This is a genomic window from Hymenobacter sp. (genome assembly GCF_036388155.1).
In the GTDB taxonomy this organism is placed as follows: Bacteria; Bacteroidota; Bacteroidia; order Cytophagales; family Hymenobacteraceae; genus Hymenobacter.
The window spans coordinates 1-26,538 of sequence record NZ_DASVSI010000105.1 but is presented as its reverse complement, the minus strand read 5'-3'; the positions used below and the strand labels follow the sequence as shown (position 1 = coordinate 26,538).

General features: G+C 60.3%; 29 protein-coding genes. 14 read left to right on the top strand and 15 right to left on the bottom strand.

Features of this window, described 5'->3' with window-relative positions:
* Window positions 1–1,092, bottom strand: a 1,092-nt coding sequence (gene dgoD / locus VF629_RS14800; protein WP_331059268.1) for a galactonate dehydratase, incomplete at its 3' end; no start/stop codon positions are given.
* Window positions 1,093–1,137: 45 nt separating this feature from the next.
* The gene (locus VF629_RS14795) at window positions 1,138–1,770 is read right to left on the bottom strand and encodes a bifunctional 4-hydroxy-2-oxoglutarate aldolase/2-dehydro-3-deoxy-phosphogluconate aldolase (protein WP_331059267.1); all 633 of its coding nucleotides are present in this window, start codon (window positions 1,768–1,770) and stop codon (window positions 1,138–1,140) included.
* Window positions 1,771–1,872: 102 nt separating this feature from the next.
* On the opposite strand from VF629_RS14795, the gene VF629_RS14790 reads away from it, so the two are divergent.
* The 4 genes from VF629_RS14790 to VF629_RS14775 all read left to right on the top strand — a co-directional run bounded on the left by VF629_RS14790 (window position 1,873) and on the right by VF629_RS14775 (window position 5,347).
* Window positions 1,873–3,189: a family 1 glycosylhydrolase gene (locus VF629_RS14790; protein WP_331059266.1), complete on the top strand. Its 1,317-nt coding sequence runs from the start codon at window positions 1,873–1,875 to the stop codon at window positions 3,187–3,189.
* 205 nt (window positions 3,190–3,394) lie between these two features.
* The gene (locus VF629_RS14785; RefSeq protein WP_331059265.1) at window positions 3,395–4,165 is read left to right on the top strand and encodes a DUF4197 domain-containing protein; all 771 of its coding nucleotides are present in this window, start codon (window positions 3,395–3,397) and stop codon (window positions 4,163–4,165) included.
* Window positions 4,166–4,323: 158 nt separating this feature from the next.
* Window positions 4,324–4,797, top strand: coding sequence for a MaoC family dehydratase (locus VF629_RS14780; protein WP_331059264.1), 474 nt, complete (start codon window positions 4,324–4,326; stop codon window positions 4,795–4,797).
* A 187-nt stretch (window positions 4,798–4,984) separates the two neighbouring features.
* Window positions 4,985–5,347, top strand: a complete 363-nt coding sequence (locus tag VF629_RS14775; protein ID WP_331059263.1) for a hypothetical protein — start codon at window positions 4,985–4,987, stop codon at window positions 5,345–5,347.
* Window positions 5,348–5,353: 6 nt separating this feature from the next.
* On the opposite strand, the gene VF629_RS14770 is transcribed toward VF629_RS14775, so the two are convergent.
* Window positions 5,354–5,758, bottom strand: a complete 405-nt coding sequence (locus tag VF629_RS14770) for a DUF779 domain-containing protein (protein WP_331059262.1) — start codon at window positions 5,756–5,758, stop codon at window positions 5,354–5,356.
* 23 nt (window positions 5,759–5,781) lie between these two features.
* Between VF629_RS14770 and VF629_RS14765 the strand changes: the two genes are divergently transcribed.
* Complete coding sequence (locus VF629_RS14765; protein ID WP_331059261.1) at window positions 5,782–6,216, top strand: four helix bundle protein; 435 nt, start codon at window positions 5,782–5,784, stop codon at window positions 6,214–6,216.
* A 74-nt stretch (window positions 6,217–6,290) separates the two neighbouring features.
* Here VF629_RS14765 and VF629_RS14760 read toward each other — a convergent pair whose 3' ends face one another.
* Complete coding sequence (locus VF629_RS14760) at window positions 6,291–7,820, bottom strand: aldehyde dehydrogenase family protein (RefSeq protein WP_331059260.1); 1,530 nt, start codon at window positions 7,818–7,820, stop codon at window positions 6,291–6,293.
* 175 nt (window positions 7,821–7,995) lie between these two features.
* Here VF629_RS14760 and VF629_RS14755 point away from each other — a divergent pair, with 175 nt between their 5' ends.
* Window positions 7,996–8,928 carry an AraC family transcriptional regulator gene (locus VF629_RS14755; RefSeq protein WP_331059259.1) on the top strand — a complete coding sequence of 311 codons (933 nt, stop codon included), beginning with the start codon at window positions 7,996–7,998 and terminating at the stop codon, window positions 8,926–8,928.
* 214 nt (window positions 8,929–9,142) lie between these two features.
* Here VF629_RS14755 and VF629_RS14750 read toward each other — a convergent pair whose 3' ends face one another.
* Together VF629_RS14750 and VF629_RS14745 are read right to left on the bottom strand one after the other, a co-directional pair.
* A complete protein-coding gene (locus tag VF629_RS14750; RefSeq protein WP_331059258.1) occupies window positions 9,143–10,069 on the bottom strand; it encodes a bestrophin family protein in 927 nt (308 codons plus the stop codon).
* 43 nt (window positions 10,070–10,112) lie between these two features.
* Complete coding sequence (locus tag VF629_RS14745; RefSeq protein WP_331059257.1) at window positions 10,113–10,640, bottom strand: GreA/GreB family elongation factor; 528 nt, start codon at window positions 10,638–10,640, stop codon at window positions 10,113–10,115.
* Between the two features lie 122 nt (window positions 10,641–10,762).
* Here VF629_RS14745 and VF629_RS14740 point away from each other — a divergent pair, with 122 nt between their 5' ends.
* Window positions 10,763–11,998: an MFS transporter gene (locus tag VF629_RS14740; protein WP_331059256.1), complete on the top strand. Its 1,236-nt coding sequence runs from the start codon at window positions 10,763–10,765 to the stop codon at window positions 11,996–11,998.
* Window positions 11,999–12,222: 224 nt separating this feature from the next.
* Complete coding sequence (locus tag VF629_RS14735) at window positions 12,223–12,438, top strand: hypothetical protein (protein WP_331059255.1); 216 nt, start codon at window positions 12,223–12,225, stop codon at window positions 12,436–12,438.
* 30 nt (window positions 12,439–12,468) lie between these two features.
* Here the strand turns inward: VF629_RS14735 and rfbD are convergent, their stop codons facing one another.
* From rfbD to VF629_RS14710, 5 genes are all read right to left on the bottom strand, one after another.
* Window positions 12,469–13,329 carry a dTDP-4-dehydrorhamnose reductase gene (gene rfbD, locus VF629_RS14730; protein ID WP_331059254.1) on the bottom strand — a complete coding sequence of 287 codons (861 nt, stop codon included), beginning with the start codon at window positions 13,327–13,329 and terminating at the stop codon, window positions 12,469–12,471.
* Window positions 13,330–13,527: 198 nt separating this feature from the next.
* A complete protein-coding gene (locus VF629_RS14725; RefSeq protein WP_331059253.1) occupies window positions 13,528–14,466 on the bottom strand; it encodes a TIGR03915 family putative DNA repair protein in 939 nt (312 codons plus the stop codon).
* Window positions 14,467–14,716: 250 nt separating this feature from the next.
* Window positions 14,717–15,574, bottom strand: a complete 858-nt coding sequence (locus tag VF629_RS14720) for an alpha/beta fold hydrolase (RefSeq protein ID WP_331059252.1) — start codon at window positions 15,572–15,574, stop codon at window positions 14,717–14,719.
* Between the two features lie 84 nt (window positions 15,575–15,658).
* Window positions 15,659–15,838, bottom strand: coding sequence for a hypothetical protein (locus VF629_RS14715; protein WP_331059251.1), 180 nt, complete (start codon window positions 15,836–15,838; stop codon window positions 15,659–15,661).
* Between the two features lie 94 nt (window positions 15,839–15,932).
* Complete coding sequence (locus tag VF629_RS14710) at window positions 15,933–17,201, bottom strand: putative DNA modification/repair radical SAM protein (RefSeq protein ID WP_331059250.1); 1,269 nt, start codon at window positions 17,199–17,201, stop codon at window positions 15,933–15,935.
* A gap of 198 nt (window positions 17,202–17,399) precedes the next feature.
* Between VF629_RS14710 and VF629_RS14705 the strand changes: the two genes are divergently transcribed.
* Window positions 17,400–19,361, top strand: coding sequence for a hypothetical protein (locus VF629_RS14705; RefSeq protein ID WP_331059249.1), 1,962 nt, complete (start codon window positions 17,400–17,402; stop codon window positions 19,359–19,361).
* A gap of 86 nt (window positions 19,362–19,447) precedes the next feature.
* On the opposite strand, the gene VF629_RS14700 is transcribed toward VF629_RS14705, so the two are convergent.
* A complete protein-coding gene (locus tag VF629_RS14700; protein WP_331059248.1) occupies window positions 19,448–19,894 on the bottom strand; it encodes an energy transducer TonB in 447 nt (148 codons plus the stop codon).
* A 413-nt stretch (window positions 19,895–20,307) separates the two neighbouring features.
* On the opposite strand from VF629_RS14700, the gene VF629_RS14695 reads away from it, so the two are divergent.
* From VF629_RS14695 to VF629_RS14675, 5 genes are all read left to right on the top strand, one after another.
* On the top strand, window positions 20,308–20,643 hold the full coding sequence (locus tag VF629_RS14695; RefSeq protein ID WP_331059247.1) for a metalloregulator ArsR/SmtB family transcription factor: 336 nt from the start codon (window positions 20,308–20,310) through the stop codon (window positions 20,641–20,643).
* A gap of 65 nt (window positions 20,644–20,708) precedes the next feature.
* Window positions 20,709–21,272 carry an ArsI/CadI family heavy metal resistance metalloenzyme gene (locus tag VF629_RS14690; protein WP_331059246.1) on the top strand — a complete coding sequence of 188 codons (564 nt, stop codon included), beginning with the start codon at window positions 20,709–20,711 and terminating at the stop codon, window positions 21,270–21,272.
* A gap of 46 nt (window positions 21,273–21,318) precedes the next feature.
* The gene (locus VF629_RS14685) at window positions 21,319–21,831 is read left to right on the top strand and encodes an N-acetyltransferase family protein (protein ID WP_331059245.1); all 513 of its coding nucleotides are present in this window, start codon (window positions 21,319–21,321) and stop codon (window positions 21,829–21,831) included.
* On the top strand, window positions 21,828–22,508 hold the full coding sequence (locus tag VF629_RS14680; protein WP_331059244.1) for an MIP/aquaporin family protein: 681 nt from the start codon (window positions 21,828–21,830) through the stop codon (window positions 22,506–22,508). Before VF629_RS14685 ends, VF629_RS14680 begins: the two co-directional genes overlap by 4 nt.
* Complete coding sequence (locus VF629_RS14675) at window positions 22,505–22,903, top strand: arsenate reductase ArsC (protein ID WP_331059243.1); 399 nt, start codon at window positions 22,505–22,507, stop codon at window positions 22,901–22,903. Before VF629_RS14680 ends, VF629_RS14675 begins: the two co-directional genes overlap by 4 nt.
* Before the next feature lie 166 nt (window positions 22,904–23,069).
* Here VF629_RS14675 and VF629_RS14670 read toward each other — a convergent pair whose 3' ends face one another.
* The 3 genes from VF629_RS14670 to VF629_RS25800 all read right to left on the bottom strand — a co-directional run bounded on the left by VF629_RS14670 (window position 23,070) and on the right by VF629_RS25800 (window position 26,538).
* Window positions 23,070–24,524, bottom strand: coding sequence for an OmpA family protein (locus VF629_RS14670; protein ID WP_331059242.1), 1,455 nt, complete (start codon window positions 24,522–24,524; stop codon window positions 23,070–23,072).
* Between the two features lie 644 nt (window positions 24,525–25,168).
* A complete protein-coding gene (locus tag VF629_RS14665) occupies window positions 25,169–26,350 on the bottom strand; it encodes a hypothetical protein (protein WP_331059241.1) in 1,182 nt (393 codons plus the stop codon).
* A gap of 86 nt (window positions 26,351–26,436) precedes the next feature.
* On the bottom strand, window positions 26,437–26,538 hold the full coding sequence (locus tag VF629_RS25800) for an integrase core domain-containing protein (protein ID WP_414653892.1): 102 nt from the start codon (window positions 26,536–26,538) through the stop codon (window positions 26,437–26,439).

Sequence of the window (26,538 nt, the reverse complement as noted above, 5' to 3'; positions counted from 1 at the left end):
CCCTTCGGCGGCCTGCTTTTGTACGAACTCCTCGTTGATCTCGATGCCCAGCCCCGGGCCCTGCGGGATGGCGACGACCCCGTCGTGATAAGCGAACACCGAGGGGTCCACGAGGTAGTCGAGCAGGTCGTTGCCGATGTTGTAGTGAATGCCCAGGCTTTGCTCCTGAATAAAGGCGTTGTGGCAAGTAGCATCTACTTGCAGGCAGGCGGCCAGGGCAATGGGCCCCAGTGGGCAGTGCGGGGCCGCCGCCACGTCGAAGGCCTCGGCCATGCTGATGATTTTCTTGCACTCCGTGAGGCCGCCGGCGTGCGAGAGGTCGGGCTGAATGATGTCGGCGTAGCCGTCGATGAGCAGCTGCTTGAAATCCCAACGCGAAAACATGCGCTCGCCGGTGGCAATGGGAATGGTGGTGTGGCGCGCAATCTCGCGCAGGGCCTCGTTGTTCTGCGAGAGCACCGGCTCCTCGATAAACATGGGCCGGAAGGGCTCCAGCTCCTTGGCCAGCACCTTGGCCATGGGCTTGTGCACGCGGCCGTGGAAGTCGATGCCAATGCCCAGGGCCGGGCCGCCGGCCTCGCGCACGGCCGCCACGCGGGCCAGCACTTCGTCAATTTTCACGTGCGAGTCGACGTGGTTCATCTCGTCGGTCGCGTTCATTTTAATGGCCGTGAACCCCTTGGCCACCATGCCGGCGGCGGCCAGGCCCACGTCGCGCGGCCGGTCGCCGCCAATCCAGGAATACACGCGCATCAACTCCCGCACCCGGCCACCCAGCAGCTGGTGAATGGGCGCGTTGTGGTACTTGCCCTTGATGTCCCACAGGGCCTGGTCGATGCCCGCAATGGCCGACATGAGGATGGGCCCGCCGCGGTAGAAGCCCCCGCGGTACATCACCTGCCAATGGTCTTCGATGTTGAGCGGGTTTTTGCCAATGAGGTTTTCCATGAGCTCCGCCACGGCGGTGGCCACGGTGGCGGCCCGCCCCTCAATCACCGGCTCGCCCCAGCCCACGAGGCCACTGTCGGTTTCTATTTTGAGAAACAGCCAGCGCGGCGGCACCTGGAACAGGGTGAAGCGGGTGATTTTCATGTTTCAATTTATTAAAAAGACCGTCATACCGAGCGCAGGCTTGTTCTAGCTAGCCACGGCCTGCACGAAAGCCCGCGCCTTTTCCGTCAGTTGCTGAAAGTAAGCGTCGTTGACGGGCTGCTTGGTGTCGACCAACGAACTGCCCAGGCCGAAGGCTTTGGCGCCAGCTTCGGCAAAGCCCTTGATGTTGTCGAGCGAGACGCCGCCGGTGGGCATGAGCGGGATGAACGGCAGCGGCCCGGCAATGTCCCTGAAGTAACCGGCGCCGCCCCCGGAGGCCGGAAACACCTTGATGATGTCGCCGCCGTACTCGTAGGCTTTCAGAATTTCGGTGGCGGTGTAAGCGCCGGGAATGCTGACGGCGCCGTAGCGCTTGGTCATGCGGATGGTCTTTTTGTCAAGGGTGGGCGAGATGATGAACTTGGCGCCGGCCAGCAGGGCGGCGCGGGCGCTTTCGGGGTCGAGCACGGTGCCGGCGCCCACCAGAAACTCGTCGCCCATGCCCTTGGAAATTTCTTCAATCGACGCCAGGGCGCCGGGCGAGTTCAGCGTGACCTCCATGCTGCGGACGCCGCCGGCGTGCAGGGCCTGGGCAATGCGGAGCAGGTCGGTGGGCTTGGCGCCGCGGACGATGGCAACCAGTTTGTGTTCGAAGAGGTGGGACAGGGGCGTTGGCATAGCGAGAAAGAAAAACGAGGCAGTAGGGAGTTCAGACAACGTAGAACCCTGATTTGAGGTTAGAATACTTCTTACGGTTCTGTCAACTTTCCCACACCGCTCATGGGCCCGCAATTCTTATTTGCCACCGGCATCGAAAACAGCAACCCCACCATCGACAACGGCAAGGTGCGCGTCGACGAAATGGAAAAGTGCGGGCACTACCAGCACTGGCAGAAGGATTTTGAGTTGGTGCAGGAACTGGGCATCTCCTTTCTGCGCTACGGGCCGCCCATTCACACCACCTGGCTGGGGCCGGGCCAGTATGACTGGACCTTTGCCGACGCCACGTTTGCGGACTTGCTGCGGCGCAACATCGCGCCCATCGTGGACCTGTGCCACTTCGGGGTACCCGACTGGATTGGCAACTTCCAGAACCCCGAGTTTTCGGAGCTCTTTGCGCAATACGCGCGGGCATTTGCCGAGCGGTTTCCGTGGGTGCAGCTTTACACCCCGGTGAACGAGATGTTCATCTGCGCGCAGTTTTCGGCCTACTATGGCTGGTGGAACGAGCAACTTACCTCCGACCGGGGCTTTGTGACGGCTCTGAAGCACATCGTGAAAGCCAACGTGCTGGCCATGCGCGCCATTCTGGAAGTGCGGGCCGACGCCATCTTTATTCAGAGCGAATCGTCGGAGTATTTCCACGCCGAAAACCCTTCGGCCATTCGCCCGGCTGAAATCATGAATGCCCGCCGCTTCCTGTCGCTGGACCTGAACTACGGTCGGCGCGTCGACTCCGAGATGTACGAGTACCTGATGGACAACGGCATGACGCGTGAGGAGTACCACTTCTTCCTGCACAACAACCTGAAGCACCACTGCATTATGGGCAACGACTACTACAAAACCAACGAGCACCGCGTGGCCGCTGACGGCAGCACCCGCGCGGCGGGCGAGGTTTTCGGCTACCACGTCATCACCAGCCAGTACCACAACCGCTACCGCCTGCCCGTGATGCACACCGAAACCAATCTGTGGCAAGGCCCCTGCGGCGACGAAGCCGTGAACTGGCTCTGGAAAGAATGGGCCAACGTGCTGCGCGTGCGCAACGACGGCGTGCCCGTCATCGGCTTCACGTGGTACTCCCTCACCGACCAGGTGGACTGGGACAGCGCCCTGCGCGAAAACCGCGGCATCGTGAACCCGCTGGGCCTCTACGACCTGGACCGCAACATTCGGCCGGTGGGCACGGCCTACAAGCAGCTCATTGCCGACTGGTGCCAGGTGCTGCCCACCCACAGCGTGTGCCTGCAAGTGCCCATCGTGATGCCCCACGAAAGCCACCGCGCCTGGGCCCAGGAGCAGGAACGCAACGCCGAAACCGACCAAACCGATAAGTCCGCTGCCGCCGCTAATACCGCTTCTGTTGAACCGTAGAGACGCATACTTGCGTCTCGCCGTTGAACGAAAGCGTCTGAACGGGGCGGGCTAGTCTAGGCGTTGAACGTCGCACGAACGGCGCGGGCTACGAGACGCAGGTATGCGTCTCTACAGTTCTCTGATGCCTCGGCGTGCATGTTCGGCGTTCGGCACGCCCCTTGCAATGGGCAGCAAGTCGGCCCTCACGCCCGCCTCCTGCCCCATGAAAAAATTCGCTTCTGCCGCCCTGCTCTTGTTGTCACTAAGCGCCTTCGACGCGTCGGCTCAGTTTCGTTTGCCCGACCTCAAAGGCATCAAGCTCCCGAACATCCTCAAAACGCCTACCAACACGTCTAACACCGGCAGCAAAAGCGTTGGTGGCCTTTCCAATGCCGACGCCGCCAACGGCCTGAAAGAAGCCCTGCTGCAAGGCATCGGCAAGGGCGCCGACCAGGCCTCGCAAACCGACGGCTTCTACCTCAACCGCCTCATTCGCATCCCTTTCCCGCCTGACGCGCAGCGCGTGGCCACCACGCTACGCAGCATCGGCCTGGGCAGCCAGGTCGATAAGTTCGAGCTGAGCCTGAACCGTGGGGCCGAGGACGCGGCCCGCAGCGCCAAGCCCATTTTCATCAGTGCCATCAAAAGCCTCACCTTTTCGGACGTCTGGAACATCCTAACCGGCCAGAAAGACGCCGCCACGCAGTTCCTCAAGCGCACCACCAGCACCCAGCTCACGTCGGCGTTTGCTCCCATCATGCAGCAGAGCCTGGACAAAGTGGGCGCCACCCGCTACTACTCGCAGCTGGCCACCAGCTACAACCAGCTGCCCCTGGTGAAGCCGGTCGAGGCCGACCTCACCCAATACGCCACCGGCAAAGCCGTAGACGGCCTGTTCACCCTCATTGCCCAGGAGGAGGCCAACATCCGCGAAAACCCCGTAGCCCGCACCACCGAGTTGCTCCGCCGCGTATTCGGCCGCAGCAACAGTTAAGGACGAAGCGTCACCGTCCTGCAGCGCGCAGCGAAGCATTTCGCTTGGGTTACTAAATCAACGAAGCAGGCAAGATGCTTCGCTGCGCTCTGCATGACAGACTTTTCATTACTGGCGTATGTTTGCGGCCCTTCAACCGCAACCGTACGCCACTTTTTATGTCCAAACTAACGATTCGCAGCCTCGCCGAACTAGAAGCCTGCGCAGGCCAGGAAATGGGCACTTCCGAGCACCACACCATCACGCAGGAGCAAATCAATCAGTTTGCGGCCGCCACCATCGACCACCAGTGGATACACGTGGACGCCGAGCGGGCCCGGACCGAGTCGCCGTTTCAGGCCACTATTGCGCACGGCTACCTCACGGTGGCGCTCCTACCCCATTTGTGGCAGCAGATTGTGGCCATTGAGAACCTGAAAATGCAAGTGAACTACGAAATCGAGAGTCTGCGCTTCAACCAGGCCGTGACCGTGAACAGCCAGGTGCGGCTGCGGGCTTCCCTCCTATCGGTGGCCAATCTGCGCGGCATTGCCAAAACCCGCGTGGGCGTGACGCTGGAAATCGAAGGGCAAAAAAAACCGGCGTACACGGGCGTGATTACGTTCCTCTACCACTTTCTGGAGTCGAACTAGGGTGGGCGGAAAAGTAGAAGTTCTTTTATCCTTCGTGGTAGAGTGCATTCGCTACGGCTTCGTTGCTGCTACCCTCGCACTCGTGGTTTTCCGACCAGCCTTAGAATCATCGCCCATTTACCTACCAGTCTTACTAAATACGAATAATCTGCTGAGGCTTATTGGGTCGGTATTCTTCTTTGCAGGCATGCTGTATACCGTGCTAGCCGCTTGGTATTCGCAGAGCGAGTTTGCAGAATATGCCATCGCCAACCGGCTGGCTGGTCCGTTCTGGATGTACGCCTTGGTGCCGTTTCTGGCAGAGCTTTTGGTGCTGGTTATGTTGGCAAGCCGCCAGCGACGGGCACTCCTCCGCTACTCGATAGCAATAGCCGCCATCGAAGCCGTATTCATGCTGTTCTCTGTAATTCCTGCTATCGTTTTCGTTGCCCAAACGGCATGGAATATGGTTGCGGTTGCACCCTACCTCGCCGTCCTAGCAAAAGCCTTGCTTTACCTTTTTGTATTGGGCCTTGCGTGCGTGGCTAAGTTGAAATTCCGCACCGTCTAGCGCCAATCAAGAAGCCACAGCGTTTGATTCCGGGTACTCGTCCCCGGCGTACACGGGCTCCATGTCCTTTTCCTCCTCTTCGGTAAACAGCCGCGAGCGGATGAGAAACCGCACGCCCAGCGGGATTTCCAGCGAGAAGCTGGCGCCGCGCCCTTTCACTACGTCCACCGTGAGTTGGGTGTGTTTCCAATACTCGAACTGGCTGGCGCTCATGAAGAAGTCGCAACCGTGAATGCAGCCCAGCCACGTGTCGTTGCCGCCCACTCGGAACTCGCCTTTCTGGAAGCACATAGGTGAGGAGCCGTCGCAACAGCCGCCGCTTTGGTGGAACATGAGCGGGCCGTGCTCGTCGCGGAGCAGGTCGATGGTGGCTTCGGCGGCTTGGGTTACGAGGACTCTTGGGGTGGGCATTTTGACAATGGGTGAATGGGCGAATGGCTGAATGGGTGAATGTTGGCTATGTTCGCTCATCCATTTCCAAGAACAAAAACATGAACGGCGTACCATCTAAAGTTGATTTCATCAATGCATTTAGGCAAAGGACCAAATCGGCAGCGGTGCGGATTATCAGACTCTATCAAAGCTTGCCCAAGACCGGAGAGGCACAAGTGATAGGTAAACAGTTATTGCGCTCAGCTACTTCCGTGGCAGCCAACTACCGAGCCGTATGCCGGGCGCGGTCAGGCAAGGAGCAATACGCCAAACTGTGTGTTTGCGTCGAAGAAGCCGACGAAAGTCAATTCTGGCTTGAGCTTCTGGGTGAAGCTGAAATTGTAGCTCAAAGCCGGTTGACCGACCTACAACAGGAATACTTGGAAATTGTGTCGGTATTGGAAAAAGCCCGAAGCACGCATAGGGACAATGGGTGAATGAGCGAATGGCTGAATGGGTGAATGATGTCTAGTTCATTCACCCATTCAGCCATTCGCTCATTCACCCATTGCTAAAAGAAGCCCAGCTTCTGCTGGCTGTAGCTGATGAGCATGTTCTTGTTCTGGCGGTAGTGTGAGAGCATCATCTTGTGGTTCTCGCGGCCAAAACCAGAGGCTTTGTAGCCACCGAAGGGCGCGCCGGCGGGGTAGTCGTGGTAGCAGTTCACCCACACGCGACCGGCCTGAATGGCGCGGGGCACCTCGTACAGCTCGTGGGCATCACGCGTCCACACGCCGGCGCCGAGGCCGTAGAGCGTGTCGTTGGCAATTTCGATGGCTTCTTCCACGGTTTTGAAGGTGGTTACGGACACCACCGGGCCGAAGATTTCCTCCTGGAAGATGCGCATCTTGTTGTGGCCCCGGAACATAGTGGGCTGGATGTAGTAGCCCTCGGCCAGCGCGCCGTCGGTTTGCGAGTAGGCATCGCCGCCGATGAGTACCTCGGCGCCTTCGGCCTTGCCTATTTCCATGTAGCTCATGATTTTCTCGAACTGGTCGTTCGAGGCCTGGGCGCCCATCATGGTGTCCATGTCGAGCGGGTTGCCCAGCTTGATGGCCTTCACGCGCTCGATGACGCGGGCAATGAACTCGTCATAGATGTCTTCCTGAATCAGCATGCGCGAGGGGCAGGTGCAGATTTCGCCTTGGTTCAGGGCAAACATCACGGCGCCCTCAATGGCCTTGTCGAGGAAGTCGTCGTCGGCGTCCATCACCGATTTGAAGAAGACGTTCGGCGACTTGCCGCCCAGCTCCATGGTCACCGGAATGAGGTTTTCCGAGGCGTACTGCATGATGAGGCGGCCGGTGGTCGTCTCGCCCGTGAAGCTGGCCTTCTGAATGCGTGGCGACGAGGCTAACGGCTTGCCGGCTTCCAGGCCGAAGCCGTTCACCACGTTGATGACTCCGGGGGGCACCAGGTCCTGAATCAGCTCCATCAGCACCATGATGCTGGCGGGGGTCTGCTCGGCGGGCTTCATCACCACGGTACAGCCGGCGGCGATGGCGGGAGCGAGCTTCCAAGTGGCCATCAGCAGCGGGAAATTCCAGGGAATAATCTGGCCAATCACGCCCAGCGGCTCCTGAATGTTCATCGAAACCGTCGTGCTGTTTAGCTCGGTCACGTTGCCTTCCTCGGCCCGAATCACGCTGGCGAAGTAGCGGAAGTGGTCGATGACCAGCGGCATGTCGGCGTAGGTCGTTTCGCGGATGGCCTTGCCGTTCTCGACGCATTCCACGGCGGCGAGGTGGGCGAGGTTTTCCTCGATGCGATTGGCAATTTTATTCAGGATGTTGCTGCGCTCAGTGGCCGAGGTTTTGCCCCAGGTTTTGAAGGCCTCGTGGGCGGCATCAAGCGCCAATTCGATGTCCTCCTTGGTGCTGCGGGCCACTTTGGTGAAGGCCTTGCCGTCGATGGGCGAGGGGTTGTCGAAGTACTGGCCTTTCACCGGGGCCACCCATTTGCCGCCGATGAAATTGTCGTAATGGTCTTTGAATTGGGGGCGGGCCACCACGGTGGTGGTTTCTTCTAAGGTTTCAGCCATGGCTTTTAGAGAAATGGGAATGAGATAAATCGGAGAGACCGTAAAGGTCTCTTTTTCCCCGGCCAGCCGGTTGTGGTATTGTCTCAAAGAGTGCGAAAATTGTCGCAACTTGCTAAACACTCCCCCCTATCGACGAGGTTGGTAGTGTGTACTCCCTCACCCAGCAATTCCCACCATGTCTTCACGCGTCCATTTGCCTGCTGCCGTTGCTCCGCTCGCTGTCGAACGCCTGCATTCGCTGGTCGAAAACCGCACGGTGTACGCCCTCGATGGCTTTGAGCTGAACGTATTCGAAACCCACCACGCCGCCTACCGGGTAGCGTTGCGGCTCGACGGCCTAGCCCTGACCACCATGCTGCGGGGCAAAAAAGTGATGCACCTGCCCGGCCGCGCCGCCTTCGACTACCTACCGGGCGAGTCGGTGGTGGTGGACAAGGACGAGCTGATGGAAATCGACTTTCCCGACGCCTGCCTGTGCCAGCCCACCCAGTGCCTGGCCGTGGCCATTGCGCCCGACACCATTCGCCACACCGTGGACCTGCTGAACGAGCGCTACCCCAAGGCCGAAGTGTACCAGCCCTGGGCCATTCAGCAACCCGAGTACGCCCACCTCACCAACACCCCGGAGCTGACCGACACGCTGGGCCGCCTGGTGGCCGTGTCGCGCACCACCGACGCGAACAAGGACGTGCTGGCCAGCTTCACCCTGCAGGAGCTACTGGTGCGCCTGATGCAGACGCAGGCCCGCCAACTCATTTTCCACGACTACGCCCGCTACCTCACCACCCACCGCTTCGCCGCCGTGGTGGACTACATCAAGCAGCACCTGGCCGAGAACCTGAGCATCGACAAGCTCAGCGCGGTGGCCTGCATGAGCAAAGCCACGTTCTTCCGGCTTTTCAAGCGCGAGTTTGGCCTCACGCCGGTCGAGTTCATCATCCGCGAGCGGCTGAGCGAGGCGAAGCGGCTGTTGCGCCACCCGCTGGCCAGCGTAACGGAAGTGTGCATTCGGGCGGGGTTTAATAATCTGTCGTATTTCCAGGCACTGTTTAAGAAGTACGAGGGAGTGACGCCGGGCGCATATAAGAAGAGCTTGACAATGGCGTAGTGGTTTGTCATTGCGAGGAGGCACGACGCAGCAATCCGTCCTGTCAGTACCAGACGTTTCCGTAAACCAGAAAGCCCTCCCGGGTACCACCCTCGGCACTGTGCAGTGCCGGAGTCGTACCCGGGAGGGCTTTTCACGTCTTAGCGTTGGTCGCTGAAAACAGGACAGATTGCTTCGCTGCGCTCGCAATGACAATCAGAGTCCACGCTACAGGCTAAAACACCACGCTGTACGGCGTATCGGCCAGGGACTTGTATTCCTCATGCAGGTCGACGCCCAGGATTTCGTGCACGTTGGCCCGAATGCGGTTAGAAATTTGGGTGAGCGGCAGGTCGTTGCTGTCTTTGCCGAAAGGGTCTTCGATTTCGTCGCCAATCATCTCCACGCCCAGCAGCGCGTAGGCCCCGAACATGGTAATCGGGATGGTGAGGTACTCGTAGGTATCGAGCAGGTTGAAGGGCATGGTGAGGATGAACACCGTGATGAAGCCCTTGATGAAATAGCTGTAGGAAAACGGAATGGGGGTGGCCTTGATGCGTTCGCAAGCACCCGCCACGTCGAGCAGCGCTTCGTGGTGCCGCTGCAGGGTGAGCAGGTGCGTGGGCAGCAGCACGTCCTCGCGCAGCAGCCGCTCAAAAAGCTCCTGGAGCTGGGAGGCAATGCGCGACGGCACGTGCCTCACGCGGCTAAGCGCTTCCACGTAGCCGGGTTCCGCTTCGGCCAGCTTGTGGAATTTTACGCCGTCGCGCAGGTGCCCGTCGAGGGCAATGGGAAAGTTGGACAGCACTTCGGCCAGGTAGGTACGGGTGTCGTAGTCGTCGGCGGGCAGGCGGGCGTGGAGCAGAATGGCCAGGTTGCGGCAGTTGTTCACGAGCTGTCCCCAGAGGCGGCGGCCTTCGTAAAACCGGTCGTAGGCCGTGTTGGTCCGGAACACCAGCAGCAAGCTGAGCAGGATGCCCAAGAAGGAAAAGAACTCCTTGTCGACGATGAAATTAATCCAGTGAAAATACACGGCCCCCGCCGTAATGACGGTGGCATAAAGGCCCACCAGCAACACGCGGTTCAGCAACAGGCGAATGATGGCCGAAGAACCCAAGTGGCGCAAGGCCTCCCACCAATCGGTCGATTTGTAGATAATCATAGCATGAAAGAGCAGCGCACGTGTGGCAGCGCGGCGGTCAAAATTACACCGCGCCTCCGTACTCGATGGCCGTGACTTCCACCACTTCTTCTTGGGGCCCCAGCTTTAAAGTCAACTGCTTCTTGAGCTTTTGGCCCTGCACGGCCCGCGCAATGGGGGCTACAAAGGCCACTTTGCCGGCGGCAATGCCCGCCTCGTCCACTCCTACAATGGTAAATTTTCGTTTAAAACCCACCTTGCCGCCGCTCACCGTGCGCAGCGTAACGGTGGCCCCGAAGCGTACTTCCTTCGGTGGCTGGCCGGCGGGGTCCACCACTTTGGCGCTGCCGATGCGCTCGGTGAGCAGTGCGATGCGGCCGTTGTAGAAGGAAAGCCGGTGGGTGCGGTCGGTGGCGTTGTCGTGGTTGGCCTCGGCTTGGGCGCGCTCGGACTCCAGGATGGCCAGCTCGGCGCGCAGCTGCTCCAGGCCCTGGGGCGTGACGTAGTTGGGCGTGCCGGGCGGCAAGGCCGCGCGGGGCGGAATGATGGGCGGCGTTTGCGCGTCGTCCTCTTTGGTAAATCCTCGGCTCATGGCCAATTGAACGCAGCCGTACCGGCCGGGTTATGGCCGAGGCGCAACCATCGGGCGCAATTCGCTGTTAGACCCCGCTGCATCCTGCCTTGCGCCATCCCGCTTCTCGTCCGCTAGCTTACATGAAAACATCTGTTGCCGATAATTCCCCTTTATCTACCCCTAGCTCTCCGCCTACTGCCTCCCCCACCTCGCCCGTTCCGCACCACCTCGACAATGCCTTGGTGTGGCTGATGGCCGTGACCTGCGGGCTGGTGGTGGCCAACATTTACTACAACCAGCCGCTGCTGGCCGACATTGGCCGCACGTTCAACCTCAAGGACAGCAGCGCCAGCCTTATAGCTACGGCCACCCAGGTGGGCTACACCTTGGGCATGCTGCTGGTGGTGCCGCTGGGCGACATGCTGGAGCGCAAGCGCCTGATGCTGCTCATGCTACTGGGCGCGGCCGGGGCCATGGCACTGGCGGCGTTTGCGCCCTCGTTTGGGATGCTGGCGGCGGCCAGCGTGCTAATCGGCATTTTGTCGGCGGTGCCGCAGCTGCTCGTGCCCATGGCCGCGCACCTCGCCCCCGAGGCCGAGCGGGGCCGCGTGGTGGGCCGCGTGATGAGCGGCTTGCTCATCGGCATTTTGCTTTCGCGCACCATAAGCGGCTACGTGGGGGCCCACCTGGGCTGGCGGGCCATGTTCGAAATCGGGGCCGGGCTGATGGTGTTGCTGGTGGCCCTGCTGGCCTGGAAACTGCCCACCGACCAACCCACATTCACGGGTTCCTACGCTTCGCTGATGAAGTCGCTGGGCACGCTGGTGCGCGAGCAGCCGGCGCTGCGGCGGGCGGCGCTGGTGGGCGCCAGCCTGTTTGCGGCCTTCAGCGTGTTCTGGACCACGCTGGCGTTTTACCTCGAAGGCCCGGCTTTTGGCTACGGCTCCGACGTGGCCGGCTTCTTCGGGTTGATTGGCGCTTTTGGGGCCTTGGCCGCGCCGCTGGCCGGCAAAACCGCCGACACCCGCGGGTCGAACTACACCATTGGGCTGGGCATTGCGCTGGCGCTGGTGGCCTACGCCATTCTGGGCTTTGGCGGCGCGTGGGTGGCTGGGCTGGTGATGGGCGTCATTCTGCTGGATGTGGGCGTGCAAGCCACGCACATTTCCAACCAGTCGCTCATCTTTTCGCTGGTGCCCGAAGCCCGCAGCCGCCTCAACACGGTGTACATGACTGGCTATTTCACGGGCGGTTCGGTGGGCTCAGTGGCCGGCGGCCTGGCCTGGACGCACGGCGGCTGGCCGGCCGTGTGCGCCTTGGGGGCAGCCTTCACCGCAATTGCTTATCTCATTAGCCGCTACTACGGGCGGCGCTAGCCAGATTGGCGCACAGTGTGAGCAGGGTTTTTGGCTGGCTTTCACGGGTCTACCCAACGGTTGTGCTTAAAACAAGAGTACGTATTTATTTGTAAAACACGTATTTCCCCCCCCCTTAAAAACCGTGTTAATTACGCTCTAAATGCAGTTTTGGCCCGTTATTTTTGCAGACACTCACTAAACACCCGGGTCGTAGACCGGCGGTTGTTTGTAGCTCATCAGTTATGGAACAGGTTTTTTCCAATGGCCTTAGCCAAGTCGATTCCGTCCTGGCGTCCGAGCAGGGCCGCCAGCGTGTGCTAAAGGCCGCGCTTCGCATTACCGAAAACACACCCATCGCCCCCAACGATTACGAGCGCATGCTCCTCGACCAATTTGTGGTCGGCCAGCTCACCATCGACCAAGTGGTGGCGCAGCTGGAAGCCCGGCAATCCGCTTAACCGAGCGCTGCTGCCTCCTACAAGCCGCCGCTACGCCTGCGCCAGCCGGGCCATGCATTCGGCCAAGCTGGCGCGCCAGTGCGGAATGGCCACGCCCAGCTGGGTTTTGGCTTTGGTTTTGTCCAGTACCGAATAGGGCGGGCGCGTGGCCTTGGTGGGGTATTCGGCGGTGCGAATGGGGGTGACTTCGGTGCTGATGCCGCTCAGCTCGAAAATGGCCACCGTGAAGTCGTACCACGACGTCAGGCCCTCGTTGCTGTAGTGGTAAAGGCCGTAATGCTGATTGCCGGTTTCGATGATGGTGAGGATGCAGCCGGCCAGGTCGATGGCGTAGGTCGGCGTGCCGGTTTGGTCCCAGATGACGCGCAGCTCGTCGCGCTCGCGGCCCAGGCGCAACATGGTTTTCACGAAGTTGTTGGCAAACTCGGAGTAGAGCCAGCTGGTGCGCAGCGTGAAATACCGCTCGGTATGCGGGGCAATTACCTGCTCTCCTTCCAGCTTGGTGAGGCCGTACGCGCTGATGGGCGTGGTGTCGTCGGTTTCAAGCAGGGGCGTATTGCCGTCGCCGGCAAACACAAAATCGGTGGAAACCTGAATAAGCGTGGTGCCAAACTCGCCGCAGAGCCGGGCCAGGTTTTCCACGCCGTCGCGGTTGATTTTGCGGGCCAGTTCCAGTTCGTCTTCGGCTTTGTCGACGGCCGTGTACGCCGCGCAGTTGATGCAGTAAGCCGGGCGGTGCAACTCGAACAAGGCCCTGAGGCCGGGCACGTTCAGGATGTTGGCTTCGGCCTCGGGCAAGAACAGCAGGCCCGGTGTATTGCGCTCGCGGGCCACCTGCGCCAAACACTGCCCCAACTGCCCGGAGGCCCCAAAAATTATCGCCTTGCCCATAAACGCTGCTTGTTTTGTAGCCTTGATTTGGGCGGCAAGTTAGGGCGTAGCACGTGAGAAAACGCTTTCAAACCCGTTTTACTCCGCCAGAACGAGTACCTCAAAATTTCATTTCTGCCCACCAAAACATTCGTCGTTCCATGCCAGCCGAAATGAAATTTCTGGGTACTTGTGCTGACGTCGCCGACGCACGGCTGCTTATTCCGGCAGTCGCTTTTGCCCGGCTACTACCTCCTTGCCGGCCAGCGGCTGCTTGTTTTGGATGGGCTCGAACCGCATTTCGCGGGGCTGTTTTTCGCTCAGGTACTTCCAGTAGCGCAGGGGCATGTGCCGGCGGTGCAGCTTCAGGTTCTTGCGTTCCGGGATGTTGACGTGGTCGAAATACGCCTGCCACAGCACCTTGAACAACGGCTCCCGCTCGTCGAGCACTGTGGCCGAAACGCCCGCTGTGCTGGCCGGGCCGCTCTGCTCAAACTGCACCACGTCGGTGCGGCTGAGGTCGTAATACAGGCCGTAGTGGCGCCGCCGGTCATAAATCAGCCAGCGCTGGTCGGCGTAGCGCTTGGTGAAGTGTGCAGCAATGAGCGGCAGCACGTCCATGTCGGGCTCGATGGTGGCGTGAAACAACTCGTCGGTGGTTTTCTCGAAACGCACGAAGGCTTCCATCCGGTGCTTTTCGCGGAACATCTGCTGGGCCAAGCGCTGCACGCGGCGCACGTCGGCGTTGGCGTAGTTGTCGGCCACGTCCTGAGGCGAGCGCAGGGCCAGGTCCACGTAGCGAAAAATGAGCAGTTCCCGCTCCACGTCCTCGCTCAGAAACACGTGGTAGAGGCGCGTGCGGGCCTCCTGGTCCATGGTGCGCAGCAGGCCGTCCCAGACGCGGGCCGCGAGTGCCTCGTCGGTTTCGCGGTGGGCGGGCTGGGCAAATAGGCCGGTTTGGGCCGTAGCTTCGGGCTGAATGCTGTTGGGCGCGGCCTTCCAGTCGTAAATGGTGAACAACACGGTCAGCAGGCCCTCAAACGTGCCGTCGTAGGTGTAGTCGAGCGGCGTGGCGGTGAGTGCCGGGGCAGGGCGCCGGCTGGCAGCAGCCCCGCTGGCAACGGCAGCAACGCGACGGACGGGAAGAGGCTTGCGCATGAATGGATAATGGGATTAGAAGGTGCTGAAATACTAACCGAAAAGACGGTTATGCAGAGCGCAGCGAAGCATCTCGCTCGCGCCTCCTGTCATGCTGAGCAAAGCGAAGCATCTTCTCACCCATGAACGAGTTGTTCTGGCTTGATAAGATGTTTCGCTCCGCTCAACATGACAGACGAAGCGGGCGAGAGGCCTCAACAAGCGGACGCCAGACGAGCTTAACGCTCGTTATTGTTTTACCGTTAAGCACCTACCTCATAAACCCAAGCAGCAGCTCGTTCACCTCCTCGGGCATCTCGTGCTGCACCCAGTGGCTGGCGGGCAAATAAGTCAGGCGGCCGGCCTCGCAATACTGCAAGCTGGCGCGGGCCAGCTCCGGCTCCAGAAACGCATCATTTTCGCCCCAAATAATATGCAGGGGGACGCGCACGCGGCCGGTTTTGCCCAGCCGCGAGGCGTAGCGCGCCGCGGCCCGGTACCAGTTTATCATGCTGCGCATGGCCCGGGGCTGGGCCCACCCAATGCTATAATCATCCAAATCCTCGGGGCTGAACACGCCTTTCGCACTCGTGCGCAGCATGGCTTGCCGGGCGGCCCACCACCCGCGCAACCGGGCCAGGCCCTCGGGCAGCCACGGCAGCTGAAAGAACAGCATGTACCAGCTTTTGGCTAGTTGACGGGGGTTGTGGCGCAAGGCCTGGGCCAGCACCTGCGGGTGCGGCACATTCAGCACCGCGGCCCGGCGGATGCGCTCCGGATAATTTGCCGCCAAATGCCACGCCACGGCCGCGCCCCAATCGTGGCCTACCACCACCGCGGTTTTCGCGCCGGCCGCGTCGAGCAGGCCCAGCACGTCGGCCGCCAGCGCGTCAATGGTGTAGTCGCGCACGCGGCGGGGTTTGTCGCTTAGGTTGTAGCCGCGCTGGTCGGGCGCCCACACCCGGTAACCAGCCGAGGCCAGCGCGCCAATTTGGTAGCGCCACGAGTACCAGCCCTCCGGGAAGCCGTGAAGCAGCACCACCAACGGCCCCGATTCCGGGCCGCTCTGCGCTACATGCAGGCGCAAGCCATTGGTGGGCACCAGCCGCTGTTCGAGAGGGTACGACATACCCTCTCTGACGAGAGACGGCGGGGAAAAGTTGAGGGCAGAAAGCGGCCACAGTTGACCTTAGAGCCTGCTTTTCTCGGCCCTTTACGCCGCTTGCTGCGTGTCTTCGCTCATGCGGGCCATGGCGCGGGCACGGGCGTCGTCGTGCATTTGGCGCACCAAGGGCATGAGCTCGCTGATGCGGCAGACGCACGAGAGGCGCGCGACTTTGTCAGAGGGCTCGGTGCTACGGATGGGCTGGTTTTGGCGGTGAATGACTTTCATGACAGAAAAAAAGATGTCGTGTTGAACCCCGCCCAGGCTGCTTTGCGAGCGCCCCGCAGGAAGATTTGGAAAGAGGGAATCGTAGTTCATAGCTTTAAGAAGCTTGGGCAAAAAGGTCAAGTTGCTGCGTGACGAGGGCCGAACGCACCGAGCCAGAGCCGAACAGAATCTGGCGGCGCACTTGCTGCTCGCTCAGCTCGCCGATGATGGGCTGGTGTTCGCCCTGGCAGGTGAGGAAGTATTTGGCGCGCTTGAGCACCACGCCCAGTTGGCGCAGGGTTTCCATGTTCAGGGTGGAAAAGCGGCGAGCGGCCACGATTTTGCGGGCCGAGCGGGCGCCCACGCCGGGAATGCGCAGTATCATTTCGTAGTCGGCCGTGTTCACGTCCACCGGGAAGACGTGGCGGTTGCGCAGCGCCCAGGCCAGCTTGGGGTCAATCTCCAAGTCGAGGTGCGGGTGCGCGGGGTCGAGGATTTCGTCGGCCTGGAAGCCGTAGAAGCGCATCAGCCAGTCGGTCTGGTACAGGCGGTGCTCCCGGATGACGGGCGGCTGCGTCACCTGCGGGAGGCGGGCGTCGTCGGTCACGGGGATGTAGCCGGAATAGTACACGCGCTTCAGCCCGTAGCCCTGATAGAGCGAATCGGTGAGCTTGATGATTTGGAGGTCCGTCTCGGCACTGGCGCCCACAATGAGCTGGGTGGTCTGGCCAGCCGTGGCGAAAGCGGGCACTTTCTTGAACAGCGCCTTTTCTTCTTTATTCTGAATGATGCCGTCGCGAATTTGACTCATCGGGGTCAGAATCTCCTGGTAGTTCTTCTCGGGGGCCAGTGTGGTCAGGGCGAGCTCCGAGGGCAGCTCAATATTCACGCTGAGGCGGTCGGCGTAGAGGCCGGCTTCCTGAATGAGTTCTTCCGAAGCGCCCGGAATGGTTTTGACGTGGATATAACCGTTGAACTTGTGCTCGGTGCGCAGCTTTTTCACGATGCGCACCAGGCGCTCCATGGTATAGTCGGGGCTGGAGAAAATGCCGGAACTTAGGAACAGCCCTTCGATGTAATTGCGACGGTAGAAGTTGATGGTCAGGTCCACCACTTCGTCCACGGTAAAGGCGGCGCGCTTCACGTCGTTCGAGCGGCGCGACACGCAGTAGGCGCAGTCAAAAATGCAGTGGTTGGTGAGCAGAATCTTGAGCAAACTCACGCAGCGGCCGTCCTCGGTGTAGCTGTGGCAAATGCCCATGCCCTCGGCGTTGCCAAGGCCTTTGTTCTCGTTTTTGCGCTTGCCGCCGCTGCTGCTGCACGAAGCATCGTACTTCGCGGCATCAGCTAATATGCTTAGTTTCTCTTGAATGCGCTCGTTCATGAGGAAGGGCTGGCTTTCGGGCTTAAAAGTAATAAACAGCGGCCATAAAGGCACAAGCTATTAAGCTAATTTTTTTGGAATAAGTTTCTTTTTAATAAAAAAGCGTCGCTGGCTCTCAGCCACGGTTTTTAGTATAATGCCGCTCGGTGAAGCTGAGCCCGCCCCGTTTTCGTAATTTGCAGCGTTGCGCTCCTTTGTATGAGGTTTAGAGGTTTATTCGTGCTCGTCTTTGCGTGGCTGGGCTGGCTGGCCCAGCCGGCCCGCGCGCAGACGTTTGACCCGCGCTCGGCCATCCCGCCGGACTCGCTCAAGGCCAGCGAAGAAATCCTGCCCCACCGCGCCGACTCCCTGCGGCGGCGCTTCGACGAGCAGCGCGTGCTGAACCGCCTCAAAGCCTTCTCGCGCCGCAAAACCATTGCCGGCAAAGCCCTGTCGGCCCTGCTGAATTTCACCCGCCGCCAGGAAGAGCAAACCGGCCTCGACGCCGTGCTGCTGGACCGGCAGTTCGACCGCCACAACTTCAAAATCGTGCGGCGCATTAATATCCGCACGCTGGACTCGTTTGGCTTCAGCCTCACCGACTCGACCCGCCGGCCGCGCTCATTCTGGGAGAAGTCGGGCAACACGCTGCACATCAAAACCGCGCGCTCGCGGGTGCGGCAGGTGCTGCTGTTTCGCCCCGGGCAGCCCCTCGAGCCCCAGGCGCTGGCCGAGTCGGAACGCCTGCTGCGCCAAACGCCCGAACTCCTCGACGCCCGCGTGCTAGTGAACGAGAACACCACCACCCGTGACAGCGTCGACATTGAGGTGCTCACCACCGACGTGTTCAGCATCACGGCGGGCTTTGAGCTGGGGTCGGCCACGGCCGGCCGCATCACCCTGGGCGACGAGAATTTTCTGGGCCAGGGCCACCAGCTGAAAAACGCCTACCGCTACGGCCGCGGCCTGGCCAACAACGGCAACGAAGTGCCCCAGCAGTGGGCCTACGAGGGCAGCTACACGGCGCCGTTCCGCCACTTTGTGTACGCCCGGGCCCGCTACCGCAACGAGTACAACTATCGTTCGGGAGGGGTGGCCCTCCAGCGGGATTTTTATTCGCCCAGCGCCCGCTACGCCGGCGCGCTCGCCTTCAACAGCTTCAGCCAAAACATAGCCTTGCAAACCCCTGCACCGGGGCAGCCTTACGTGTTCTACCCGTTGCGGTACACGTCGCAAGACGCCTGGGTGGGCCGGGCGCTGAAGCTGCGTTCCTACGATTTGGGGTACGAGAACCCCAGCCGCATCATTGTGGCGGCCCGGCTCTACAACACCATGTTCAGCACCATTCCCAAACCCGACCCCGATTTGGGCATCCCCCCGCTCGACTATCGCAACAGCACCTCGCTGCTGGGCACCGTGGGCTATTCGGTGCGGCGCTATTATAAGGACCGGTACCTGTTCGGCTTTGGCCGGACCGAGGACGTGCCTGTGGGCACGCTGCTCAGCTTCACGGCGGGCTACGACGTAAATGGCGTGGTGCCCCGGCGCTACCTGGACATTCGCGTGGCGGCGGCGGGCTTCAGCACCCGCAGCGGCTACCTGTACGGGGCCGTCGACCTGGGCTCTTACCAGCTCATGAACAAGGCCCGCACCTGGGAGCAGGGCCTGCTTTCCACCGAGTTCACTTCTTTTACCCGGCTCTACCACCTGGGCAACTGGCAGTACCGGCACTTCCTGAGCAGCCGCGGCACCATCGGGCTCAACCGGCGGCCGGGCGAGTTCCTGCAGGGCATCACCAACGAGCGGGGGTTGCGGGGGTTTTCGCCGGGCCAGCCCATTCAGGCCACCAGCCGCTTCGTGGTCAATTACGAAACCACCGTGTTCACGCCGCTCTCGCTGCTGGGCTTCCGGCTGGCTGGCGTGGTCTTCGCCGACGCCGCGTGGGTGAGCACCCAGCCCCGCGGCGGCACGCCCTTCGACGGCTCGCCCTACACGGGCTTTGGCCTGGGCCTGCGCTTCCGCAACGAATACACGGCGCTGCGCACGTTCCAGCTGCTCTTCGGCTTCTACCCGCGTGGCCTGACCACGCCCAACGGCGTGCGCCTGTTCGAAACCGCCCGCGAAACCGTCACCTTCACCGATTTTGGCCTCGGCGCGCCCGGTACCGGCCAGTACCAGTGAGATGGTGAAATGCAGAGGTGGTGAGTTGAATGTTTCGTCGGCGCAGGTTGCGCAAGCAAAACATCCAACTCACCATCTCACCGTTGCTACCGCTCCGAATTGAACGTGATGGGCACCGTGCAGGCTACCCGCACCGGCTGGCCGTTCACGCGGGCGGGCTGCCAGGGCGGCATGAGCCACACCAGGCGCAGGGCTTCGTCGTTGAGGCCGTTGCCGGGGCCGCTGACCACGTGTGCGTCTTGCACCCGGCCTTCGGCGTTGAGAACAAAGTTGACGTACACCCGGCCCGAAACGCGGCGTTCGAGCGCCTGCTTGGGGTAGCGGATGGACTTGCTGAGGTAGGCCGCGAAGGCTTTGTCGCCGCCCGTGAACTGGGGCCGCACTTCGGGATTGATGTAGACCGAGTCGGGGTACACCGCCGGCACCGCGACCACCGCGGGCTTGGAGGTCAGGGGCACGACCGTAGTAGGCAGCAGCACGGGCTCCACTTTAGCCAAGGTCTGGCCCTTGGCTAGCGACCCACTTAATACCATGAAAGCTAGCAGTGCTTGAAAGCGTACTGATTGGGACACAGGCGTAGAAGATTGAGTGAAAAAAGAACGTGGTAGGTTGGGTAGTTACGTGGCAGAAGTACGAATGCTGCTCGGGTACAGCTCTAAGTTAATTGTCTTTTCGATAGAATAGCCAAATAGGCAGACGAAATATGGTAATAGCACTGCCAATAGGCGTAAAAACTGGTTAAGTGTTATTTATGACGCAATATACTCCCCTATCGCATTATTTTCAACATTACCCTTTTCACCAATTTGTACTTGTTGACTCCAACCTTCTGGAAAAACTGTTTTTATGAATTATACAATTCTAATACGAACTATGAAAGCTTGTTTTTATGACTGAAGCCAATACCTTTGTAATCGTCAATCGACGATAAACGATTACAAACACGATGGCAGCTCATAAACGCGAACAGTTCACCCAGCCGGAGCAGCAGGTTGCGGCCATTGCCAAGGCCCTCGGCCATCCGGCGCGCATTGCCATTTTGCAGCTGCTGGCCCAGCGCCGCGCCTGCGTGTGCGGCGAGCTCGTGCTAGAGCTGCCCATTTCGCAGAGCACCGTTTCGCAGCACCTCAAAGAGTTGAAAGCTGCGGGGCTGGTGCAGGGCGAGGTCGATGGCGCACGCGTGTGCTACTGCATCGACCCCGCTGGCTGGGCCCATGCCCGCCAGTTGTTTGCCGGCCTGCTAGCCGACCTACCGCCCACTGCCGCCGAGTGCGGCTGCTAAGCTTCGCCTTGCGCCGGCCCAACGCGACCGGCCTATTTACTTTTTCACCAGCAAACCACACTCCCATGGAAACCTCCGTTTTTCCTCGCATGCACGTTTCGCTCTACGTGTCCGATTTGGCGGCCACGGTCAATTTCTACACGGCATTCTTCGGCGTGCCGGCGGCCAAGATTAAGCGCGGCTACGCCAAATACGTGCTCGACAAGCCCTCGCTCATCATCTCGTTCGTGGAGAACCCCGAGCGGGTGCAGAGTCATTTCGGCCACATGGGCTTTCAGGTCGAGACGGTGGAAGAGCTGGACCAGCGGCTGGCGCTGGCCCGCCAAGCCGGCCTCGTGAGCCGCGAGGAAATGGGCACCAACTGCTGCTACGCCAAACAAGACAAGTTCTGGGTGAACGACCCGGACGGGGTGGAGTGGGAGGTGTACTACTTCCACGCCGACGCGGAGTTCAACGACCCGCGCTACCAGGACGAGTACGACGCGGCCAGCAACACCCAGTGCTGCATTGCTCCCAGCTCGCAATCGGCGCCCGCGGCCGAGGTTTTCGCCGCCGCGCCGGTAGCATTCCCGCTGGTTGAGTTGGCGCCGGCTGCTGCGACGTGTGCCCCCGGAAGTGGGTGCTGCTAGCCAAGCCCACCGCCAACTTATACTCCGTAAGCCCTCCTGCTTGTTTATGACTATCGAGGCCATGACCGCCGCACACTGGCCTGCCGTGCGCGCCATTTACGCCGAAGGCCTGGCCACCGGCAATGCGACTTTTGCCACCGAACTGCCCACCTGGCCCGACTGGGACAGCAGCCACTTGCCCGCCTGCCGCTTGGTGGCCGGCGCTGCCGACGCTCCCGACCGCGTGCTGGGGTGGGCCGCGCTGACGCCGGTTTCGGGCCGTTGCGTGTACGCGGGCGTGGCCGAAGTGAGCGTGTACGTAGCCGCCGAGGCGCGCGGGCGGGGCGTAGGCAAAGCCTTGTTGGCGGCCCTGATAGCCGAGTCGGAGCAACAAGGCTTGTGGACCCTGCAAGCAGGAATTTTCCCTGAAAATACGGCCAGCATCCGCTTGCACGAGGCCGCGGGCTTCCGGCAGGTGGGCCGGCGCGAACGCATCGGCCAGCTTCGGGGGCAATGGCGCGACACCGTGCTGCTGGAACGCCGCAGTGCCACCGTGGGCACAGCCGCGCCCACCGCATGAGCGCCGCCCTGCGCCAGTGCCTGGCCGCCGAAGCCTTGGGCACGGCCGTGCTGCTGGCGTTTGGCACCGGCGCGGCCGTGGTGAACGAGCAGACGCACGCGCTGGGGCACGGCGGCGTGGCGGCGGCTTTCGGCCTGGTGGTGCTGGGTCTGATTCAGACCCTGGGCCCCATCAGTGGCGCGCACGTGAACCCGGCCGTAACGCTGGCTTTTTGGGCTGCTGGCCGATTTCCGGGCAAGCGGGTGGGGCCGTACGTGCTGATGCAGCTAGCCGGCGGCCTCGCGGGCAGTGCCTTGGTGAAGCTGCTGGCCGCCGAGCATTCCACGCTGGGCGCCACGCAGCCGGCGCACAGTGCCGCGCAAGCCCTGGTCATCGAGACGGTCCTTACCTTCTGGCTGATGCTGGTCATTCTGCGGGTGGCTTCCGGGGCCCGCGAGCAAGGGCTGCTGGCGGGCCTCACCATCAGCAGCACCGTGGGGCTGGAGGCCTTAGTGTTCGGGCCGCTCAGCGGGGCGTCCATGAACCCGGCCCGCTCGCTGGCCCCCGCGCTCCTGAGCGGCAACCTGACCCATGTGTGGCTTTACCTGGCCGGCCCGGTGGCGGGCGCGCTGCTGGCCGTGCTGGCCGACCGGCTGCTCCATTTCACCTCTTCCCCCGACACTCCTTCCACGCCATGATTTCCTTCTTGTTTGTGTGCATCGAAAACGCCAACCGTAGCCAGATGGCGCAGGCGTTTGCCAGCCTGCACGGCGGCGCGCAGGTGGCCGCTTACAGCGCCGGCTCGCGGCCCTCGGGCGTCATCAATCCGAAAGCGGTGGCCGCCATGGCCGAGCTGGGCTACGACTTGGGCACGCACGCCAGCAAGTCCCTGGACGAGGTCCGTTCCCAGGCGTTCGACTACGTGGTGACCATGGGGTGCGGCGATGCCTGCCCATTTATTGCCGCGCGCCACCGCCGCGACTGGCAAATCCCCGACCCCAAGCACCTGGAGCCCGCCGAGTTCCGGCAAGTGCGCGACCTGATAGAACAACAAGTGCTGGCCCTGCTGGCCGAAGCCGGCGTGACAAAGTAGCGTGCTGTAGCGTGGACTCTGCGAGTCCTCGTCCCGCCAGAACGATGTCCTGACTGCCTGGCCGGCGCCCATGCGCGGACTCGCGGAGCCCACGCTACAGCAGGCTACACAAAAAAGGCCCCGCCATTTCACTGGCGGGGCCTTTTTACTCACTCAGCGTCCGGCATTACGGCACCGGAGTGGGTGCGGGCGTGGGCACGAATTCGAAGCGGAATTCTACCCGGCGGTTCTGCGACATGCCGGCGGGCGTGTCGTTGGGCGCCGTGGGCTCGGCCTCGCCGCGGCCTTCGGTGATGATGCGGGCGGGGTCGATTTTCTTGCCTGTGAAGTAGCGCTTCACCGCGGCGGCGCGGCGCTCCGACAGGGCCTGGTTGTATTCGTCGGTGCCGCGGCTGTCGGCGTGGCCGATGATGCGCAGGCTGTAGTCGGGGCGGCTCTGCAGGGCCTGCACCATCTTATTCAGCGCGGGGTACGACGGGCGCGTGATGACGGTGCTGTTGGTGCGGAAGCGGATGGGCACTTCCAGGCCGCGGATGGCCGGGTCAATCTGCGGGCAGCCGGTCGAGTCGACGGCCGTGCCGGCGGGCGTACCGGGGCAGCGGTCCACGTTGTCGGGGATGCCGTCGCCGTCGGCGTCTACCACCAGCGGGCAGCCGGTGGCGTCTACTTGCGTGCCAGCAGGCGTGCCGGGGCAGCGGTCCACGTTGTCGGCCACGCCGTCGCCGTCGGCGTCGGGGCAGCCTTTCAGGGCAACGGTGCCGGGCTGGTCGGGGCAGGCGTCTTCGCTGTCGCGCACGCCGTCGTTGTCTTTATCGGGGCAGCCTTCGAGGGCCGCTACGCCTTTTTCGGTGGGGCACTTGTCTTGGTAGTCGGGCACGCCGTCGGCGTCGCCGTCCAGGGGGCAGCCTTTCTCGTCCACTTTCACGCCGGTGGGCGTGCCGGGGCATTTGTCTTTGCGGTCGGGCACGCCGTCGGCGTCGGTGTCTTTGGGCTTGCCCAGCGCAAACGTCAGGCCGGCGCTGTGCTGCAGGTAGCGGTCGTCAATCTTGTTGTCGTCGGGGTTGGGAATGCCGTCGAAGCTGGCGCCCCAGGGCAGGTGCAGGCCGGTTTGCACAAACAAGCCAATGCCGTCGCTGATGCGGAAGTTGATGCCCGCCGCGCCGTGGGCGTCGAAATAGGTTTTGTTTTGGTCGAACGCCGCGCCGTTTATCACGCCCTCGGCGCTGGTGAACACCAGGCCCGGCGCCACCAGCAGGTAGGGCTGGATGACGGCGTCTTCCTTCAACGCCCAGCCGTTGTTGAGCTTCAGCTTCAGGGCGAGGTTTACGTTTACCACGTTGGTGGCGAAGAAGATGGCGGGGCTGCGGCTGCCCTTCAGCTCCACGTAGCCGCCCTGCAGGCCTAGGTCGAGGCCTTTGGTGAGGTAGCGGTTGATGGCGATGCCGGGGCCGTAATAATTACGGTCCCACTTCCAAAAGTCGTCGCCGAAGCTGCCCTTGTACTGGTTGGCGGTGCCGTAGAGGCTAATGGCGGTTTTGCGGTCGGCATTTTGGGCGTGGCTGCGCGGTGCCGCAAGCAGCAGCAGCCCCGCAGCGAGCAGGGGAGTTAAAAAACGTCTCATGCGAAAGGGTGTTGGGGTGGATAGGTAGGCCCGAGAAAGTGAGGCAGCGAGCGCCGGGCCGCACGCGCAGCTATTGGCTATACTATATGACTATCGCAAGGTTATTGCCGAGGTAGCCGCCGCAACTAGGCCGTTCCGGTTTTAGCGCAACTGTTATCCTTCGATATATACTCGCCTCACTTCGTTACGACGTGGAGTACTTTTTCTTCCTCGTCTAAATCAGTTACGCGGCTTAGCTGCAACGGCTCGTACCTAATGGTTCTGATGAAGCCGGTTCTTTGCTGCGCTCTATTGCATTTGGGGCATCGAGGCCGAACGGCTTTGGCCTCGATGCTGAAAAGATTTACCTGCAAACCGGCTACGGAATTCCTTCATTCCCGCGCGAATTGCCTATAAATATTCCTAAAGCTCCCACTAGACTTAATCAACTCGGTGCCCAAGCCGCAGACATTGTCTCTGGCCCCGCTTCGCAGGCTAGGGTAAATGCAAGCCAAAGTTCTCCCGCACAACCAACAAATTCGAATCAGTTGCCTTCCGAGAGCACCTAGTTCAAATTGAACTCAGACTAATTATGCAAAAATGGGCAGCAGAACAGACTCTAATAGGCGCTAATTCAGTATTCACTATTGAATAACTTCTCATTATTAAAAAGGTATATCATTGCTTACGTAAGCCCTTAGCGCCATTTCTTCAGGTTCACTTGGGTCGCGTAATGGCAGTTGTACACATCCTTTCGGCTTTTGTATACCTAAAATCTGCCATACTGATTCGGGTACTACTTGTGGATATCTTTCTCTGAAGAACTTTGCGGCTTCCGGATATCTAGTCAGACGCTCCTCCATTGCAAAAGGAATCCAGCCATCACCAAAAAATTCTTGCCAAATATCATCCAGTAACCATGGCTTGGAACCGACCTTTATGTAACATCCATCTGGAAAAAATTGCTCTTCCAAGTAAAGCCCTTCTTTATATTCAACATACTCCTCGTCTCTAGAAATTAAGGTGGTATATTTTTTGGTAGGCCAATTGAGTATCTCAACTCTGCTTGTATGGTTCTTTTTAGAAGCGGCGGTTACCCATGGGCCATCTTGGTTTATTAATTGCAATTTGTGTTTCCTTCTAGTTGTACCGCCACTGTTAACCTCAGCTACTTCTTTAATATCACCGTCTTCGAAATCTTTATTGTATATAACCTGCATCACATTAGTAGTAGACTGCTTGCTGCCTTTACTTGAACGCACTGACATTAACATACGAATGTCATCTTTCTCGTCAATTAAATCGGCAAATATCAACGTGTTAGACGTAACCTCAGTATTAACCCTGATATGCACTTGTGTTTTAGGGTGCACTACCATATGTCTAATCGGATGGTTGCCTAATAACGATGCAAGACGGATAGCATAACCACTGTGCTTCATGACGATTGCTGAAGCACCGAAGTACGCTCGGTCATCATAAATTTTTGGCGTTGGCTTAATTGGCAATTCGAAAGATGAAGGCCCTTGAAAGAACACCCACGCTATCAATTCCAATAGAACGTCACGAGTTAATGCCAACTCAAAAGGATATTCTGCTTCACGTAAACCATCCCGCTTTAGGCTAAGAGGAAATAATCCATCCGGGTCATAAATGAGCAAGTTTGGCGAATCAAACGGACTTTTTTTAGACAGGCTATTCTTATGACTCTTTATTGAAATCCTTTTTAGCGTTTCCGAATTACTAATAAAAAAGCCATTACACACTAATTGCGGCGCGTTGTTGTAAGCCCAGTATACCTGATATGGCAGATTAGAATCCAGTTCACGCCATTCAGTGCCTCTCATTTCGATTGGAAAATGCTCATGCACGTTATTTTTAGCTTGATAGTATATGTAAGCTTCCCCGTTTGGTGGGCCAATCAAAACCAGAGTCAGGCTGCTTGTTTAAATTCCATCGGGGTTAAAAACCCCAGCGCTTGATGCGGGCGCAGGGTGTTGTAATCGTGCATCCACTCGGTCAGTAATTGGCGCAC